Source organism: Brevundimonas sp. NPDC092305 (genome assembly GCF_044755415.1).
GTDB lineage: Bacteria > Pseudomonadota > Alphaproteobacteria > Caulobacterales > Caulobacteraceae > Brevundimonas.
Genome location: NZ_JBIVQY010000001.1, coordinates 606,833 through 624,719, shown reverse-complemented (window position 1 = coordinate 624,719; position 17,887 = coordinate 606,833). Strand labels below are relative to the sequence as shown.

Here is a 17,887-nt window from a genome sequence, read left to right as displayed (position 1 = left end):
CGCGGCTCTCACCCGGACAGGCCAGTCAGACCCCGAAGGTCCGCCGGCCTTGCTCCGGCGGCTCGCCGGATGACCCGACTAGCGCTCTGATCCGATGCATAGTCCAGCGCCTAAAGGCTTGTTTGAGAGAGGTTTTGACTAAGTGCAGCACCGGAGCGATGCGTGACTGTCCGAGACTCTTCGGATGCATCAACGGGAGGCCCAAATGAAGGCCAGAACACTTATCCTCATCGCTGCGGTCGCCCTCGCCCAGCCCTTGGCCGGCTGTATGACCAGCGGACCGCGCTTCACGATGGCGGAAGTGCGCACGCTTAAGCCGGGCGTCACCACAAAGGCCGAGGCGATCGCCCTTCTGGGCGAACCGTCCGCCCGAAGCGCCATGGCTGACGGCTCCGAACTTCTGCAGTGGATGTTCACCGAGGCGATCTATATCGCCGCCGAAGGGCGTCACGTCGCCATTCTGTTCGGCGCGGATGGCAAGATGATCCGTATCACCCACCAGTCCGAAACCCGGATCTGATTGACCCTCTCATCTGCGGGTGCGATCACCCGCAGATGAGACTCATAGTCTGTAGTCCGATCGGCTGCGCCATCGCCCTCTCCGGGCATGGACATCCGTCGCCGCGTCGGGCGCAACATCAAGGCTCTGCGCGAGGCGAAAGGCTGGTCGCAGGAGGAGCTCGCCGATCAGGCCGAGCTGCATCGCACCTATGTCTCCGGCGTCGAGCGCGGACTGCGCAACCCGACGGTCACCGTTCTGGAACGGCTGGCCAAGGCGCTCAAGGTCACGATCGGAAAGGTCACGGACGCCTGACGCTCCCGGCAGGGTCGCCGGCATGAGCGAGGGGTTCGTCTATATCCTGCGCAACGAGTCCATGCCGGGCTACGTCAAGATCGGCCTGACGCAGCAGGACGATATCCAGATCCGGCTACGCCAGCTGGACAACACCTCCACGCCCCTGCCCTTCGAATGCGTTTACGCCGCGCGCGTGCCGGACTGTAGGCGGCTGGAGCAGACGCTTCATTTTGTTTTCGGCGAGAAGCGCACGCGCCTGAACCGCGAGTTCTTCCAGACCGATCCGGACCTCGTGAAGGCGATCATCCAACTGGTCGAGATCCGGCCAGTCGAGTTCTCCGATAGTCAGCAGGCGATCAGTCCGGAGCAGCGCGACGCGATCGAAGAGGTCAAGGCGCGCAAGGAAGCCATCACGCTCGATGGCTTGGGGCTGGCGCCCGGGACGGTGCTGACGTTCACGAAGAACCCGGAGGTGACTTGCACAGTCTCGGGACCGAGGCGGGTGACGTTCAGGGGGAGTGAGATGAGCCTGTCAGCTGCGGCGCTGAAGGCGGTGCGCGAGATGGGGTTCGAGTGGACGTCCGCGCGAGGGCCTGAATACTGGGCCTTCGAGGGCGTTAAGCTATCAGCCCGATCCGCAGGCCAGCCAGCGAGTTAGCTGCGTCGGCCAGCGTATTCCAGTCACCCAAGGCGCGACCGGCCGCCGGCAATACGCACCGCTGGAGCTTGCCCTCAACGCCGTCTGCAATATCTTCGGCGAATGACTGATGCCGAGAAAACAGAAGCGCTTCTGGATATCGTTGACGAGACGCGAGCTGAGGACGTTTCCCGCACAGAGAAGCTGGTTGTCCTCGGTTACGTCGAGCGTCGGGGTCGAAAGGGCTTTTGGCCGACCACTGCAGGCTGGAACTTCCTCGGTGACCGGGGTCGCCAGTTTGACGTAAGCGCCTAACCGTTCTGCGCCAAGAGCGGTCATTCACATCAATCCAAGAACCGGACCTTGTGCCGAGCAAACCTCGTTAGGTCCGCTTCCGAGGTCGGCGGACGCTCAAGGGTAGGGCTCGCAAGCTAACCCGTCCCCATCGCCATCCATATGATCTCGGTAGCTCGGCTCCCACGAGGCGATGTCCTCGTGATTATTGGCGCGCGCTTGGCCGCACCCGGAATAGTGTTGGTCCGTCGTCCGCTTGCTCCACTCTCGATGGAGCTCCGCCTTGCCGGGAGCATCCGGTGTGAGGACGTACGTCGCTCCGGCAAAGGCAATGGCGAACGCCCCCGTTCCCGACAGCCAAAGCGGCGTCGGTTTGGGCATGCGTTTTGATCGTTTTGACCATCTGCGTGGATACCGGGCCATTCAGTCGGAATAGAACACCGAGGTTTCCAGACCGTCGACCAGCAGGGTGAACGGCGCCTCCGCGCCAAGAGCGGACCTTGAGTCAGGGCCAGGAAGCAGACATTCAGCGGCTAACCGTAAGGTCGTCGGAGCCTGCGTAGCAGCGTATAGCGGACGCGAGGCTTGATTGACGCTCCCAACGCGGTTCTGTTGGGCTCGTCGGGGGAGCGCGATGGGCACGTACTGGTGGAAGGATCGTCCGGAGGAGCGCTTCTGGCTGGAGTCCACGGACCGGGCGGATATCGGCGCGGACCTCCGCGCTCCGCTTGCCGACGACGCCGGCCGCGACAACTGGCGCTACACCCTGTTCCGGTCGGCACGCCCGGGCGACGTGGTCTTCCACTATGACAAGCGGAAGGCGGCGGTCGTCGCAGCCTCACGGGTTTCCGGCCCTTCGGTTCCGGCGCCGATCGTCTGGGCCGCGCGTGGCAGCTACGCCCGCGAGCGCGGCGCGAAGCCGACCGAACTCCCCGGCTATAAGGTTCCGCTAGAGGACTATACAGAGCTCGGCGCGACCCTGCCGCTCGCGGTGCTAAGGGCCGCAAAGTCAGACCTTGAGGCGTTGGTTGCCGCCCTCCCGCCAGGTGCGAAATACTTCCCGTTCGAGCTTTCAGACCGGCCAGTCCGCCCCTTGCAGGGCTACGCGTTCAAACTCCCGGCGGCTTTCGTGCAGGCCTTCCCAGCGCTTCAGCTCTCCTCGCTGGCCCATAAGGGGCTCACCGCGACCGCAAACAGCGACGCGGGCGCCGAGCTCGACCGGTTCCGGACCCTGCTCTCTGCGATCGAGGCCGCGGCGGCGCCATTTGCCATCGGCCGCCTGCAGGAACGCCGCGCCCATTTCCGCGGCCTGAAGCGGACGTCCAAAAGGATTTTCCGCGATCCGCCTCCCGCCGCCGATTGGACCTTCCATCGGGGTGGGCGGGAGGAGCTGCAGTTCAACGTCGGCCTCGACACGCTCGCTGACCAGCGTCGGAGCTTCCGGGCCGGCGTCGCCTTCTCTCTGGAACCCAGTCGCTCCCTGCCCGACGTATCGGTGCTCGAACCGAAGATCGCCCGCTTCAACGCGTGGATGCGTGAGCATCCGGATGCGTTCGCCGAGCTGTCGATGTGGTGGTGGCAGGGCAGCAACCGAAGCCCGGATCTCCCGCCTGGACCCATCTCACCCGCGCTCGCGCGGGCCGGCGTCTTCATCTTCCTAGGCCGCCACACCGCGCTCGACTCCGCAGATGCACTCGAGGCGCTCCGCACCTTGGACGCGCTCATGCCTCTGTGGGAGTGGGTAGAGGCCGGCCCGTCGTTCCAGGCCCCACTCGCCAACCGGGGCGGCCTCGACACCCTGCGCCTCGAGGCGGGTCGCGAGATCGACGGCGGCCGATGGATCCGGGCCTCCAGCCCGGAACGATCCCTCGACATATATCTGCGGCACGCTGAGATTCAGCGGCGCCTCAAACTCCAATTGCTCGCTGAGGGCTGCGACGAGGTGATCCTCGAACCGCCTATTGGCCGCCGCGCCATCGACTTGGTCGCTCGCCATGGCACAGCGCTGTGGTTCTACGAAGTGAAGACCGGTCCCGACGACCGCGCCTGCCTGCGCGAGGCGCTAGGCCAGCTGCTCGAGTACGCGTTGTGGCCCGGCGCGACTAAGCCCGACCGGCTCATCGTCGTCGGTGAACCGCCGCTCTCTAACCTCGGCGCGGAATACCTCGATCGCCTGAACGCCAGCTTCCCAGTCCCCATCGCGTACCGCCAGCTCACGCTCATGAGCATGAAGGCCTAAGTAGCTCTCATCGGCTCGACGTGAACGCGACCGCCCTGCCGTCGCAGCGGCTGAGCTGCGCCAGAAGTCGCCCTTGGGATCGCGCCGGAATCAGGAGGTTTAACCAGGAAGGCGCCCCTGCGCCGAAGCGGCCCGGTGCGGCCCGGTGCGGCCCGGTGCGGCGAGCTACGCCTGAAGACGTGCGGGCATCAAGCACGTTCAAGCTCGACTAGTCTGAGCCAGGCGCTGCGAGCTCGCGTTCGAGCGCCATCAAGTGGTGGCGCCACCAGTAAACCGCTTCACGAAACAGCTCGAACGCGTCGAGCCCATCTTCGAATTCGACGTAGGCATACTGATCTTCGCCCCAAGCAAGTCTTGCGCCGAAGGAGTAGGTCTTGAGGAGATTTCCTCTCCTTCTCGATGAAGTCCCAAAAGATCGCCGTTGCCCTGCGGTCCGCCTGAAGGTTCTTCCAGAGCGCGCTAATGGCGCTCGCGTGGTTCGGCGACGTTTTGGCATCGACCTTCGCCAGCACATGGCCAACGGTCCTCAGAAGGGCTAAGCCCGCAACCCAATAGATTCGCCACTCCGGCAGCTCCTCTTCTCCGTCCGCAACGTCGGAATTCTGGAATTGAAACAGAATGGAGATGCAATCCCAAAGGGGTGCCCACGCCTTCAAAGTCTGATCCGGGGGTGAGCGTACAAAGATGTCCCCCGTCACGTAACTCGACATGTGTGTCTCACTTCCAGTTCAGTCTTCCACGTTGCTGGCCGCGTCTTCCAGGCTCTGCGCGCCCAACAGGTCAAAAACCCCCATGTTCATGGCCAAGAAGCTGCCATCGGACAGGCGGTCCAGCTCGACGAAGCCCGCCCGCTCGAAGATCGCCCAGATGTTCCGTTGCCCACGGGACAACCAAATCTGAATAGCCGACAGCCGCCGCGCCATCAGGCGACAGCTCTCCGCATCCAGTTCACCCGGCCAAGCGCCTTCATGAAACAGGCGATGGACGAAGTAGTCGCGCTTGTCCTTGATCCACTTGAGATACCGGAGATCATCCTCGGCGATCGCGTGGCCCTCCAGAATTTTTATCAACGACCCAAGCGTGGAGCCCCGAAGCTGGGTCTTCTTTGCGAGTGATTGGGCCCACCGATCCGTGTCGTCGCCAAGGATATTCTTGAGCTTCACCCGGTCGCACATGTGCATCGCGGAGATCAGCATGTCTTCGAACAGACCCACCGACATATAGGTTGCGGCCATCTCCTGGCAGTAGACGAGGCGCGCGAAGTCCAGGTCGGACATCGCGTCGATTATCTTGTGAAGCTGATCCTTCGTGAGATTTGGGCCGAACATGCCGTGGCGCCGTCATTGTTGATGGGTGGATAAGCTTAGCCTTTCGCTCCTATGGTGGCGGTCATGGCTAGGAATCCGAACAACAAGCTGGAGCGTTGGGAAGTCGCGATCATCAAGGCGATGATGGCGACAACGCCGCGCAAGACCGACCAAGACATCCTCGCCTATTTCACGCGGCCGACGCGATCCATCAACCACGGCCGGATCAAGGACATCCGCGACGGCAAGACCCACGGGGGCGTCGTCGTCGCGTCTGCGCAGGAACTGGCCGACTTCCTCGACGCCTGGCCGAACGTGGACGGCAGCGGCCTGCATCTGATCGGCGAGGAGCTTCTCATCAAAGCGCGCGAAGCGATGCTTCACGCTGTCCAGGGCTTCAACAACCCCCGAGCATTCTTCAAGTCCGAAGTGTTCATCGTTACCGCGGTGATCGCCTGGACCTATTTGATGCACGCCCACTTCAGGCGGGCCGGCGTCGATTATCGCCATCGTAACAGGGCAACAGGCGAGGTGATGAAGACGCGCCATGGCGCCGAAAAGCACTGGGAGCTGGAGCATTGCCTCGGCGATCCTGCCTGCCCACTCGACGACGCCACCAAGGCCAACCTCAGGTTCCTGATCGAGATCCGCCACGAGATCGAGCATCAGATGACGCGTCGGATCGACGACATGATCAGCGCCAAGCTTCAGGCCTGCTGTTTGAACTTCAATGCAGCCCTCAAGACGATGTTCGGCGCCGAACACGGCCTTGATCAGGAGCTCGGCGTCGCGCTGCAGTTCGCCGGCATCGCCAAGTCGCAGCGCGACCTTCTGCTGAAGGACACGGACCTGCCACCCCACCTCATAGCCGCGCACCTTGCTTACGAGGACGCGTTGCCAGACGCCGTGATCCGCGATCCGAAGTACGCCTACCGGGTCGCCTATGTGGAACGGTCGGTCAATTCAAAGGGTAAGGCGGACCAGGTTGTGGAGTTCATCCGGCCAGAGTCGGCTGAGGGCCAGCAGATCGCCAGCGTGCTGGTCAAGGAATCCGAGCGCAAAAAATACAAGCCCAAGGACATCGTCGAGGCCATGCAGCAGGAGGGCTACGGCGGGTTCAACCAGTATGCCCATCAGCTCCTATGGAAGGCCGTGGACGCCAAGAACCCAGAGCACAAGTTCGGTGTCGAACTGCGTCCCGGCGACTGGTGGTGGTACGACAAATGGCTCGACCACGTCCGTGCGGCTCTGGCGGGTCAGTGATGCCTGTGTCCGGAGGGAGGAGCACACCGTCCAGCGGCGGCGAGCGGCGGCCTCGGTCGGCCCTCGAGCAGCAATGGATGACGATGGATCCGCCACTTGCCACGGCGCATTCGCCCGAGCTCACCACGGTGCTGCAGATGATCGGCTCGCCAGGCAGCATCACCGAGGTCGTCGCCGCCCCTGGCATGGGCAAGACAACCCTGCTGAAGATGGCGGCCGAGCTCTACCGCCAGCAGTTCGGCGGTGTGGTCGAGTTCATTGATGGCGGGCGTGGCTTCAATCCGCAAGACGCCATCGAGCTGATCGCCAGTAGCTTTCGCGCCGCCGCCGGCCAGAGCCTGCTCGTCATCGATAGGGCCGAAGACTTGGACACAGGCGACATCCTTGAGACCGTGAACCGGCTCGGAACCGGGCCATGGAGTTTCTCCACGCTCGTCGGGACTCGCGAGCCGAAGGACGTAGGTCATCGGATCACCCTGCAGCCTTTTGCACGCGACGCCATCACCCGCCTCGTGACGGAACGGCTCGGCGAGGCCGCACCGCCGGGGGCGATTGATCGACTTCTGCAGGCAAGCCGGGGGGTTCCTCTGTTCGCGGAGGTGCTGGTTGACCAACTGCGCGGTGGTGCCAGCTTGGACGACATCGAACGTCTGGTCGCGCCTTGGCGCGCCACCGGCCTGATAGGCCTCGATGGGCGATCGCTCAGCGGTCGAGACTCGAACGGTCGCCGCCTCTTCACAGATGTCCGGCTTATCAGCAACGAGTTGATCGAGCATCTGAGCCGGTTTCCTGACGAGGTATATAGCCTGACCAGCCGCCAGTTCGAGGAACTCACGGCCGAACTGCTTGAGCGCCAAGGTTACGAGGTCGAGCTGACGTCCGAGACGCGGGATGGCGGCAAGGACCTTTACGCCGTGAAGAAGGACGGCTTGGGCTCGTTTCTCTTCCTGGTCGAATGCAAGCGTTATGCGCCGGACAGGTCGGTCGGCGTCGGGGTGGTGCGCAGCGTTCACGGCGTCGCTCAGCATGAGCGCGCCAACGGCGCGGTCGTGCTGACAACGTCGTTCTTTTCGGAGCCTGCCACGCGCTTTGCGCACGATCTTAGGGGACAGATGTCCCTAAAGGACTTTGTTGACTTGCAGGTTTGGCTGCACCACGCGCAACAACCGAAGCGCCCATGATAACTTCAGGACGCCGCGAACAAGCGCGCGGACAAGGCCACACTAGCCTGGAGCGACTGATGGTTTCGATCTCTGCAGGAACAGGAACGCAAGTCCAGATCGTTGGCCACGGCCTAACCTTGGGCGAGGAGTTCTCGCTCGCGCCCGGCATTACCGTCTCTCCAGCAACACCGAAGCATCCGCCGTCTTTCGGCTCAACGATGGGGCAGCTGCGCTCCGCCGTCACCATCCTGGGCATGGAGCCGCTCGCCAGCTTTTTCCCTGCGCATCGAGCATGTCGATGGTGGGAAGGCACTGGCCGCCAAGTCTTGGAACGCGCTCTGGGACTTCAGCCTGCTCGCGCTGGCATGCCGATCGCCGATGATGTCGCTCTACAGCGTCGCCGACGGTCAGTTCACTCTCGCCAACCGAAATCTCGTCATCAACGCGCTTCCGAAGGTTCCTCGGGCCACGGAAGCCGAGTTGCAATGGGCCGCGGACAACTATGGACGGTTTAACGCGATGCTCGGCAATGGCCGGTTTCAGGCGGCGCAACGTTATTATAACAACGCCCATTACCTCTTCGACGACGACGCCAAGATCATGCTCCTCTGGGCCGGGATTGAGGGTCTTCTTGGGATCGAAGCGGAGCTAAGCCGGCGCATCGCCCTTCATGCGGCCATTCTGTTCGATGGTGACCGATCGGAAAAGGCCGCGCACCTCGCGCAGATCAAGAAGGCCTATGTGATCCGCTCCAAAGTCGTCCACGGCACGGGTGTGGACCGGGCCAGCTTGCCGGAGGCATACTTCTTCGCGAGCCGCCTCCTTGTCGGTCTTCTGCGCAAGATGGTCGAGCTTGGTCGTGTACCGGAAGCATCGGAGCTCGACCAACTGGCGGCCAGCGTCGAAGTGCGCTGAGTCCTTTGCTCGGGGCCGACCGGGTGTTTCGGGGTTCGCCCCCGCTATTGTCCTTATTGCTCTGACCTGTTGATCCTCGACGCGTTCGTCCTGGTTACGGAACGTCCTGATTTGGGTGCACCAAGCGGCGCCCGCTCGCTGCACCAGGATTCATCCGATCCCCGTCTTGGGATTCGTGCGGGGGCGTCCCCACATGCACCCCCAGAACAGACCGCACCCATTGAAGTGGGAGCTGCACAGGCGGATATTCGCCTCAACAGAACACGGGTTTCCACCATGACCAATACCGCGATCAAGCCCGCCGAGGCTGAAGCGCTCCGCAAGAACGAAGCGAAGTGGACGAAGCCGCTGATGGCGGCCGGCTGGAACGCCATTCCGAGCATCATCATCGAGAAGCAGGAAGCCCTGGGCCTCGATGCGATCGATATGAACATTGTCCTGCACCTGTCGAACTACTGGTGGCATGCCGACAACCTGCCTTGCCCGTCCGTCGCCACGATCGCCAAGGCGATCGGCGTGAAGCCGCGGACGGTCCAGAAGCGTGTCGCCGCCCTGCAGGCCCTCGGGCTCCTGACCCGAACCGAGCGTCGCAACACCCGGTACGGAAGCGACACCAATCTCTACAGCTTCGAGGGCCTCATCGCCGCGGCGGCGCCCTTTGCCGAGGAGAAGCTGGCAGAACGCGAAAAGCGGGACGCCGACGAGAGGGACCGCATCGCCCGGAAGAAGCCTAGGCTGCAGCTCGTGAAAACCACCGAGTAAAGGGGCCCCGTGGCGGCGTAGCTCAGCCGGCTGGAGCCCCCGTTTTCTACAATCTAGGTGGGTCGCTCCCCTAGTATGGGCGGGGAGGTCGCGGGTTCAAGTCCCGCCGCCGCCAGCCACCTTCAGCGCTATCAGCCCCCGAGGCCTCCCGGAATTCCCATGTTGCTCGCGGACTTCGCTGCATACGCCGCCGCGGTCGAGGCGTTCTGGATCGAGGCTCCGGCCGCTGACGAGGATTGAGGCCTAGCTAAGAAGGCAATCGTGCCATTTGCCTGGATCGGCGCGGCAGGCACTGAAATCAGCGTCTCGTTCTCCTAGAGCTACGCGCCTTCCTTTGACCTGCCATTCTCTGCAATGAGCAGGAGCTCGCCTTCGCAGGGCAGCTCCGCCAAGTTGCTACGAAGCGGACGTTGCGAACTTCTCCTAAGAGTCATGAGCGGACTCACGTGCGGGACCGCAACCGAACGGCGGCTACTGACTCAAAGCGGCGATGTCTGACATCCGCTTCTGGGGATGTCAGACATCGTCCGTTAGATCGGGGCAAGAGGCGGATCAGGTCGAATACATCTTCCTCTTGCCGCTACGCCGCTGGCTCTTGCCAGGCCCGCAGAGAAGGACGTAACGAACCCATGATGTGCGCGGCCGAAGGATTGTGGAATCCGTTGGAAGAGGTGGGGATTATCGCGTCTCTGGCCGACGGATGACCAAGGTCGCAACGCCCGAGGGTTGGCTACGCACAAGCTTGGGTGCGGTTACGCGGCTTAGACGTGATCGAGTTGACCCGCGGTCGGCGCGGGGGCTGACTTTTGTTGGCTTGGGGGATGTCGAGAAAGACACGGGCCAGCTGCTCTCGTCCTCGGGCGCTGACGTCAAAAGTCAGACGACCGCATTCAGCAGCGGTGACGTGCTTTACGCACGGTTGCGACCAAACTTGAATAAGGTTTGGCGAGCGACATTCGACGGGGTCTGCTCAACCGAGTTCTTGGTTTTTCGCAACCTGCGGAACATAGATCCGGATTGGCTCGCCTTCCGACTCCTGGCCGATGACGTGGTGGCGTTTGCTTCAGTTGCCGCGAGCTCTTCGCTGTATCCGCGCATCTCCCACGCGCAGCTCGCCGCATTTAAACTTGCAGTACCTCCCTTGGGTGAACAGACCCGCATCGCGCGCCGGGCGCGGCTGATGCTCGGCCGAATCCGAGAGGCCACGGAAGATGTTCAACAAGTCGGCGCTAGGACCCAAGCTTATCGTCGCTCAATCCTGCAGCGCGCTTTCGCAGGCGAACTGACGGCCGACTGGCGAGCCGAGCATCCTGCGGCGTCCAGTCGGACCGAGCAATTGGCCCGGGTTCATCAGGAGCTGGAACGCCGCCAGTTGCAAAGGCGGGTTGTTGGCAGGCCGGGGAGCATGGACGCCAGGCAGCCACCGAGGGGGCTTCTTAACGACGCCGTCGTGGACGGCACACACGAGGATTGGCTGCACGTGCCGTGGGCGGCCGTCGGGTTCGAGCAGTCCGGACGCGCTTTCCCCAGCAAACACTACGTCGAGACAGGCACCCGCCTGCTCCGCCCCGGGAATCTGGCTGCGGACGGCTCGATCGTATGGCCGCCACGCGCGACTCGGCGGCTGCCAGACGCCTTAGCGGCGGGTAGCCCCGACCTCGCGGTAGGACCGGGCGAGGTGATCATGAATCTCACGGCCCAGTCGCTGAACGACGACTTCCTTGGCAGGGTCTGCATCACAAGCTCAGACGACACCTGTATTCTAAACCAACGGCTAGCGCGGCTTGAGGTGGCAGGACTGTCCAACAGGTTCCTCTATCACCTTCTTCGGTCGCCGCAGTTCCGTCGTTATTTGGAAGGCCAGAATACCGGCAGCCTAATCCAGCACATTTCCATCCGCCAGCTCGGAAGGTTCATCACGCCCATTCCGAGCGAGGCAGAACAGGCGATCATTGTGGAGCGCTTGGACACTGCCTTGGCACGGATTGCCGACGCGGAGCTCGCCGCCACCGAGGCGTTAGAGCGCCTCGGTTCACTGAGACGCGCAATCATCGCCAATGCGGCAATCGGAGGTTTAGTGAGTCAAGACCGCAAGGACGTGACGGTCGGAGGCCTCCTCCGCGATATCGAGGTGGAACTGCGGGCGATCGAAGACGCCGAGACCGAAACCAAGCTGAACCGACCCAGAGGTAGGACCAACACGATGGCGCCACCCAAACATTCAACCATCGCGGAGACGCTCACGCGGCTCGGCTCTCAGGCGGACGCTACGGCGCTTCTCGACGGCTCCGACTATGGCGCTGAGGATGTGGGACGGTTTTACGAGCAAATCCTAGCGGATCCGGCTCTCCTCGAACATTTTAAGACGTTGAGAGGGCCGCTCATCGAGGCTCCCAAGGTGTTTTTGGCTCCTGCGGAACAATCCTCCCGCGCGCCCGGTCACCGGTTTCGACTTCTCAGCCTTTGGATCGGCGCCTTCAAGAATCTGCGTGACTATCGGGTGGATTTCGATCCCGAATATGCCATTGATATCATGCTGGGCTGGAACGGAACTGGTAAGTCCAACCTCTTCGAGGCTCTCGTAATCATCTTCCGCGACCTATCGATGGCGCGAGGAAAGCTGCCCACAACAGACTTCGCCTACTCCGTTCGGTACGAGATCGGTGGACGAACGGTTGAGGTCTCTTGGTCACCGGAAGGGAAGCGAAGCCTCAAGGCCAAGGCCAGCGGGGTGGGAGAGAATGACCCCCGTTTAGTGCCGATCCAGCGCTCTGCGATCCCGCTTCCGCGCTTCGTATTTGGATACTATTCGGGTCCGACAAACCGGTTGGCCGAACATTTCCTGCCCCTCGACCGCGAGCATTACCATCGTCTGGTCGACAGTGCGTCAGATGATCCCGCCGAGATGCTGCGGCTATTGGAGGAACGACGGTTTTTCTGCGCCGAAACCCACCACGCGAAATATGTCATGCTCGGCTTCTTCCATAAGGAAGATGAGCTCATCAGCAAATTCCTAAGGGAGCGTCTCCGGATTCTCGGCTTCGGCGCGGCCGTTTTCGTAATCCGCAAGCCCAACTGGGCACGGCCCGGTGAGGACGCGACGACCTTTTGGGGTGCGACCGGTGTAGTGCGCCATTTCTTAGAGCGGCTTCGACGCATTGCGATCGCGCCTTTGCGCATCCAAGCCGTTATCGACGAAGGCTTCCGCCAGACCCGAGAAGAGCAGCTTCACTTCCTCATTCCTGACGCGGCCCACCTGCGTCTCCTCGCGGAAGAATATCCGAATGCCCGCACCTTCTTTTTGGCTCTTGAAAGCGCCGATTTCTCCCGAATGGTTCGGGAAGTGAAAGTGAGCGTCCTTGTAGAGGGCGAAAACCATGTCGAGACGCCGATCACTTTCCGGGAGATGAGCGAAGGTGAGCAGCAACTGCTAACCGTACTTGGATTATTGAGGTTCACGCGGTCTCATGACTCCTTGGTGCTTTTGGATGAACCCGACACCCACCTCAATCCGCACTGGTCTATCGACTATCTGGAACTTCTCCGCTCAATCATGGAGGAAGAGACGGAGGATCTTGCGACTAGCCAGATCCTCATGTCCACGCACGATCCTCTGGTAATCGTCGCCCAAGACAAGGAACAGATTCATCTGCTGAAGCGGTCCCAGACGGAGGGCCGCTGTGAGTGGCGGCCTGCCTCGGAAAACCCGCGTGGACTAGGGTTCACAGGGATTCTCACAAGTGAGATGTTCGGGTTTGGCTCCGACTTAGATCGCCCGACGCTCGACCTACTGCACACTCAGGCAGTGCTGGCTGGCAAGGATATGTTGGAGCCCGGCGAGCAGGAAGCCCTGGACCAAGTCACCAAGCAGATTGATGCTTTGGGATTCCGGACCGCGAGTTCGGACCCCTATTTCCGGGCCTTCCTGCAAGGCGTCGCACGCAGCGGAAAGGCGGCGACACTTCTCCAAGAAGAATTTCTGGAGCCGGCGGATATGGCGGCGCTTGCCGCCGAAACCGATGAAATTCTTGCCAAGATTGATGCGGAAGAGGTGGGCTCCGCGTGAGATACATTCTGTGTGAAGACGTCGAGGTGGAACTACCGCCCGACTGGGACACGATCGTCGGAGAGGCGCGACAACACGTGATCGATAAGACCACGGCTGCGAGGGATGCCGCTGCGGCTGAGGGAGCCACGCCGGAGGCCGCCGAGGTCGTCGCGATGAAAGCTCTCCACAAGGCGGTCGCCCAGAAAGCGTCCGTATGGGGCAAGGCTGCGCCGGCGCTGATGCGGGCCAGTGACGAGAAATGCTGGTACTGCGAGAAGCGTCAGGTCCGGTCCGACAATCCGATCGACCATTTTCGCCCTAAGGGTCGGGTGCACGGCGCGCCGGATCATCCCGGATATTGGTGGCGGGCTTTCGACTGGAAGAACTTTCGGCTGTCATGCACCTACTGCAACTCCCGTCGGCGAGACGTTGAAACCGGCCGCGTCGGCGGCAAGCAGGATTTTTTCCCGGTGCTCGAACCACCTCCACGTCAAGGGGCCGAGGGTGACCCCGACGACCGGCCGCGGCTGTTGGACCCGCTTGTGGATGCCGACACCAAAATGATCACCTATCTCGCCAATGGCTATCCGGCACCGGTGGACGAAAACCCCGCAAGTGAAGCGCGAGCGCGGGTGCTATGCAGCATCGATCTCTACCACCTCGATCAAGCCGCCTTGGTCCGCGAACGAAAACAGTTGGCTATCGATATTCGCTCGTTCGTCGAGGCCGGTCAGCAAGCTGACCAGGCAGGCGACGCCGTGGGTAGGCAAAACGCAAAAACGGAACTGATAAAGCGGGTCAGACGCAAGGCTGAGCTGTCGAGCGCTGCCCGGATCTTTCTCGGTGCATACAAGCAATTTCCGTGGGTTCAGGAGATTTTCGACCGTGACCTCTGACCCATCAGCTCCGGCAGATGTACGCGCGATCGTCCAGCGGCTGTGGAGTTATTGCCACGTCCTGAAGGACGACGGCGTGAGCTATGGCGATTATGTCGAGCAGCTCACGTTTCTTCTGTTTCTCAAGATGGAAGATGAAACGGTCCGGGACGCCAACCGAATTTCGAAACTCCCCAAGGGAGCTCGGTGGAACGATCTCCTAGGACTTTCGGGCCTGGATTTGGAGGCCAAATATATCGACGTGCTGCAGATTTTGGCCCACCAGCCGGGAGTTGTCGGAAGGATCTTCGCTCGTGCTCAGAATAAGATCCAGGATTCTGCGAAACTGAAGCGCCTCGTCACCCTGATTGACTCCGAACGATGGTCGAACATGACTGTCGACGTAAAAGGCGCGATCTATGAAGGCCTTCTTGAACGGAACGCCGAGGACGTAAAAAGCGGCGCCGGCCAGTACTTCACCCCACGACCCCTGCTCCGCGCCATCACGGCGGCTGTCGAACCCAGAATGGGTGAGAGAATATGCGACCCCGCGTGCGGGACGGGGGGCTTCTTGCTCGAATCTCGCCGGTTCATTGCGGAACGCACCGATCGGAAGACGCCCTCCGGGTCAGGTCGCTCAGTGTACGCTGGCGTTGAGATTGTCCCGGACACCGCACGCCTCTGTCTGATGAGCCTACATCTTCGTGGCATCACGGATGAGGAGATCGATATACGGGTCGGGGACGCGCTAATGAGTTCTCCCGAGCCGATCTTCGATGTGGTGCTCACAAATCCACCATTCGGTCGGCGCAGCTCAATGACCTTCACGAATGAATCTCGGTCCGATAGCGACCGCCTCGTCTATCGTCGCGACGACTTCGTCGCGACGACCAGCAACAAACAGCTCAACTTCCTTCAGCATGTAATGTCGATTCTTGCACCGACCGGTCGTGCCGCCGTCGTTGTGCCAGACGGCACTCTCTCTGAAGGCGGCGCAGGTGAAGCGATCCGGCGCGTTCTTCTTGAGCGATTTGACGTTCACACCCTACTCCGCCTCCCCGCGGGTATCTTCTATGCGGGATCGGTGAAATCCAGTGTCCTGTTCTTTGATCGCAAGCCCGCCAAATCCCGTCGTGAGGCCGGCAGCATTTGGACTTACGATCTTCGAAGTGGTCACCGCTTCAGTTTGCGATCTGACCCTCTCACAGATGAGGCCCTGACGGACTTCGTGGAGCGATACGGCGGAAAGGGCAGACGGGCGCGTAAGGAGTCGGAGCGCTTCAAACGGTTCGCTGTCACTGAGGTGCTCGCCTCCGAGCGCTGCAGTCTGGATATCGGCATAATCGGCCAAGGCGCGCATGCCGCGCAGGATGAGCCCCCCGCATCGATCGCGACCGACATCATCGACCGACTTGAGGCGGCTGCGGATGCCATTCGGGCTGTGGAGCAGCAGCTCGACGAACGCCCTTAAGAGCGTGATCAGATGCTTCCGGTTTTGCCATTGGCGACCATAAGAAAGGTCAAATCTCGTACCTCCACGGTGGGGGGGCGGTTAGCGTCGGGTACTTGGAACCAAACCAGGGTCCGCTCCTAGCGCAATGGCGCGGACACAGCGGTCCGCTAGGACTGCAGGAGCACGTCGTTGAGGTTTACGTAGGGTGCGAACAACTCGTGGAGAGCCACCCTCGCAGACAGCAGACGCGCAGAGCGATCGGGATCTCTGCTGATCAGTTGCTGCTGACCAAGATCAAACAGTTCGGATAGCCGGTCGTAGACTTCAGGGCCAAAGAGGAACTTAGCCCGATCGACATTCTGGCGCGTAGCCTCGATGATTGGCTGCAGCTGTTGCGCCCCATCTGCCGCGGTGTCGAGAAACACTCCGAACTCCACAAACACGCGATAACGAAGATCGAACAGGTCGGTTTTCGCTTTGAGCTTTTCGACCCGGTGTTGAGATTCTTGGATGCTAGTTTGCCTCCAAGCGATAGTGACCGCGCCGGCGACGGCGAGCAGGCCGGTTACAAGCGTAGCCGCCGCTTCCCAGCTCATGTAGTCGAACTTCATCGGGGGAAACATGTTGGCCTCCTAGACGCCTTGGAATGTCGGCTTCCTGAACAGCGGTCAATGTCTGCTGTTGGCGCGAAGGCGACAACGTGGCTTCATTTCCATGTGACTGTTGCGGACGCTCGGTGAGGAGGGCAGAACGCCATCGTGCGCGGACCGGGCGGGCTTGATGGTTGCTATCACTGCAAATTACGATCGTCGTCGCGTCGTCGCTGCGGTGCCGCCGGATACGCCCTAGCGCGCTTTCCATGAAGAAGTCCGCGCTGTGATTGCCCAAGCGCCCGCGTTGACGGACTACGACTGGGTCATCGACGACCAAGGACCGATGGACGATGTCGACGTGGATGCCATGACGACGACGGGCGAAATGTTCAGAACACTCAGTTCGAAGGCGGACCGAGCGACCTTCACGATCGTGGTTTCAACGGACCGCTTCCCCCCCCTAGACGCGGCTCCCGCGTTGTCGATGCGTGCGTCAAACTAGGCAACTCCCTAGGTCAGCTTCCCGGTGCGATCCCGATGTCCGCTTGTGGCGCGGAGCCGCCCTCCCCTGTTCCCGGCCGTTCGCGAAATGCGCCTAATGTGCAATCCCGGAAGCGGTCGCTGCGACAGTCCGCTATGGGGTGGAAATCGGACATTAGCTTGCGTGCTCCAGCCATCTAGTGATGATGAGCGGATGACCATCTCTCTCGTCCGCCTCGATCCCGGTTGTTCGCTAGAGTTTGGTGTTGCCGACATTGAGCGTGTGCGAGCAGCAATCGAGCGGCACTACGGCAAACCTGACACCGACAGATCGAGCCCGATCCTCACGGTTTACACATTCGCCAACACCAAGCTCATCTTTCAGAACGAGTGGGATGACCCTTGCCTGCTAGCTAGTGATGCGGTGGGAACTGCGATGCTAGAGCAACTGGCGGGGGAACTAGCCTGGTAGCTTTAGTGCGTCGAAGAGCGGAACCACCCAAAATCCCCAACGGGTCGGAAGCCAACAGTCGGCTATTTACGTGAAGCGGCCCCTCGTTCCCGCGCTGCCATGATGGCGGTGGCTAGCAAAGCAGCGGATATCTCAACGCCGAAGGTATTGACGGTCATTTCGCCAATCACAGGACCACTGACGTCGAACATCACATCGTCATCGGCGGTCAGCACCTCAAGTCGGATGCCGTCGAAATCGACTTCGCTCGCATACTGATACTTATACTCGCCGGACGTCGTGCTGAGCCTTGCCATAGCGTAGGATAGCGCTCCACAGAGGTCGCCTATGGGTCGGAAGCGGGTATCGGCATTCGCCCGCTGGAGCGGCATCGACTAGCGGGAGGCGGGATTTCCACCCGCAACTGCGGTTGTAACCGGCGTTTTACTTAAACTACTCCCGACGCCAATCTAACCAGACCCGGCATACTCGCAAGTCCGCAATGGGTCAGGGGCGACGCGAGAATGGAGTCAGAATGGAGACGCCTCAATGAGATGTCCGACCATCCCTCGGGAAGGAAAGACACTGAGGTTTCTCGCCGGTCCACCTCT

17 protein-coding genes and 1 tRNA gene are annotated in these 17,887 nt (G+C 61.5%); 13 read left to right on the top strand and 5 right to left on the bottom strand.

All coding sequences use genetic code 11. From position 1 onward, the window contains the following. Positions 1-205 precede the first annotated feature (205 nt). From ACIQC9_RS03010 to ACIQC9_RS03000, 3 genes are all read left to right on the top strand, one after another. The gene (locus ACIQC9_RS03010) at positions 206-520 is read left to right on the top strand and encodes a hypothetical protein (protein WP_400612248.1); all 315 of its coding nucleotides are present in this window, start codon (positions 206-208) and stop codon (positions 518-520) included. 87 nt (positions 521-607) lie between these two features. Then, positions 608-814: a helix-turn-helix domain-containing protein gene (locus tag ACIQC9_RS03005; RefSeq protein ID WP_400612246.1), complete on the top strand. Its 207-nt coding sequence runs from the start codon at positions 608-610 to the stop codon at positions 812-814. A 22-nt stretch (positions 815-836) separates the two neighbouring features. Then, on the top strand, positions 837-1,454 hold the full coding sequence (locus ACIQC9_RS03000) for a GIY-YIG nuclease family protein (protein ID WP_400612244.1): 618 nt from the start codon (positions 837-839) through the stop codon (positions 1,452-1,454). Here the strand turns inward: ACIQC9_RS03000 and ACIQC9_RS02995 are convergent. After that, positions 1,422-1,772, bottom strand: coding sequence for a hypothetical protein (locus ACIQC9_RS02995; protein WP_400612242.1), 351 nt, complete (start codon positions 1,770-1,772; stop codon positions 1,422-1,424). The two genes, ACIQC9_RS03000 and ACIQC9_RS02995, sit on opposite strands and share 33 nt — an antisense overlap. A 72-nt stretch (positions 1,773-1,844) precedes the next feature. Beyond that, positions 1,845-2,108 carry an excalibur calcium-binding domain-containing protein gene (locus ACIQC9_RS02990; RefSeq protein ID WP_400612240.1) on the bottom strand — a complete coding sequence of 88 codons (264 nt, stop codon included), beginning with the start codon at positions 2,106-2,108 and terminating at the stop codon, positions 1,845-1,847. A gap of 253 nt (positions 2,109-2,361) precedes the next feature. Here ACIQC9_RS02990 and ACIQC9_RS02985 point away from each other — a divergent pair, with 253 nt between their 5' ends. Then, entirely contained in the window at positions 2,362-3,966 is a 1,605-nt protein-coding gene (locus ACIQC9_RS02985) for a hypothetical protein (protein WP_400612238.1), read from the top strand. 728 nt (positions 3,967-4,694) lie between these two features. Here the strand turns inward: ACIQC9_RS02985 and ACIQC9_RS02980 are convergent. After that, positions 4,695-5,243 (bottom strand): hypothetical protein, encoded by a 549-nt coding sequence (locus ACIQC9_RS02980; protein ID WP_400612236.1) that lies wholly within the window; start codon positions 5,241-5,243, stop codon positions 4,695-4,697. A 102-nt stretch (positions 5,244-5,345) separates the two neighbouring features. Here ACIQC9_RS02980 and ACIQC9_RS02975 point away from each other — a divergent pair, with 102 nt between their 5' ends. The 8 genes from ACIQC9_RS02975 (at position 5,346) to ACIQC9_RS02940 (ending at position 15,770) form a co-directional block, all read left to right on the top strand. Further along, complete coding sequence (locus ACIQC9_RS02975; protein ID WP_400612234.1) at positions 5,346-6,536, top strand: DUF3644 domain-containing protein; 1,191 nt, start codon at positions 5,346-5,348, stop codon at positions 6,534-6,536. Positions 6,537-6,613: 77 nt separating this feature from the next. Next, a complete protein-coding gene (locus ACIQC9_RS02970) occupies positions 6,614-7,717 on the top strand; it encodes a restriction endonuclease (RefSeq protein WP_400612232.1) in 1,104 nt (367 codons plus the stop codon). A 360-nt stretch (positions 7,718-8,077) separates the two neighbouring features. After that, positions 8,078-8,614 (top strand): hypothetical protein, encoded by a 537-nt coding sequence (locus ACIQC9_RS02965; protein WP_400612230.1) that lies wholly within the window; start codon positions 8,078-8,080, stop codon positions 8,612-8,614. 69 nt (positions 8,615-8,683) lie between these two features. Then, a complete protein-coding gene (locus ACIQC9_RS02960) occupies positions 8,684-9,376 on the top strand; it encodes a helix-turn-helix domain-containing protein (protein WP_400612228.1) in 693 nt (230 codons plus the stop codon). 11 nt (positions 9,377-9,387) lie between these two features. Further along, positions 9,388-9,491, top strand: a tRNA-Thr gene (locus ACIQC9_RS02955). Between the two features lie 585 nt (positions 9,492-10,076). Further along, positions 10,077-13,442: an AAA family ATPase gene (locus tag ACIQC9_RS02950; RefSeq protein WP_400612226.1), complete on the top strand. Its 3,366-nt coding sequence runs from the start codon at positions 10,077-10,079 to the stop codon at positions 13,440-13,442. Next, positions 13,439-14,320 carry a hypothetical protein gene (locus tag ACIQC9_RS02945; protein ID WP_400612224.1) on the top strand — a complete coding sequence of 294 codons (882 nt, stop codon included), beginning with the start codon at positions 13,439-13,441 and terminating at the stop codon, positions 14,318-14,320. Before ACIQC9_RS02950 ends, ACIQC9_RS02945 begins: the two co-directional genes overlap by 4 nt. Further along, positions 14,310-15,770: an N-6 DNA methylase gene (locus tag ACIQC9_RS02940; RefSeq protein ID WP_400612222.1), complete on the top strand. Its 1,461-nt coding sequence runs from the start codon at positions 14,310-14,312 to the stop codon at positions 15,768-15,770. Before ACIQC9_RS02945 ends, ACIQC9_RS02940 begins: the two co-directional genes overlap by 11 nt. 149 nt (positions 15,771-15,919) lie before the next feature. Here the strand turns inward: ACIQC9_RS02940 and ACIQC9_RS02935 are convergent, their stop codons facing one another. Then, positions 15,920-16,375: a hypothetical protein gene (locus ACIQC9_RS02935; RefSeq protein WP_400612221.1), complete on the bottom strand. Its 456-nt coding sequence runs from the start codon at positions 16,373-16,375 to the stop codon at positions 15,920-15,922. Positions 16,376-17,039: 664 nt separating this feature from the next. On the opposite strand from ACIQC9_RS02935, the gene ACIQC9_RS02930 reads away from it, so the two are divergent. Further along, positions 17,040-17,297, top strand: a complete 258-nt coding sequence (locus tag ACIQC9_RS02930) for a hypothetical protein (protein ID WP_400612219.1) — start codon at positions 17,040-17,042, stop codon at positions 17,295-17,297. 62 nt (positions 17,298-17,359) lie between these two features. Here the strand turns inward: ACIQC9_RS02930 and ACIQC9_RS02925 are convergent, their stop codons facing one another. Further along, positions 17,360-17,593, bottom strand: coding sequence for a hypothetical protein (locus tag ACIQC9_RS02925; protein ID WP_400612217.1), 234 nt, complete (start codon positions 17,591-17,593; stop codon positions 17,360-17,362). Positions 17,594-17,887: the final 294 nt, after the last annotated feature.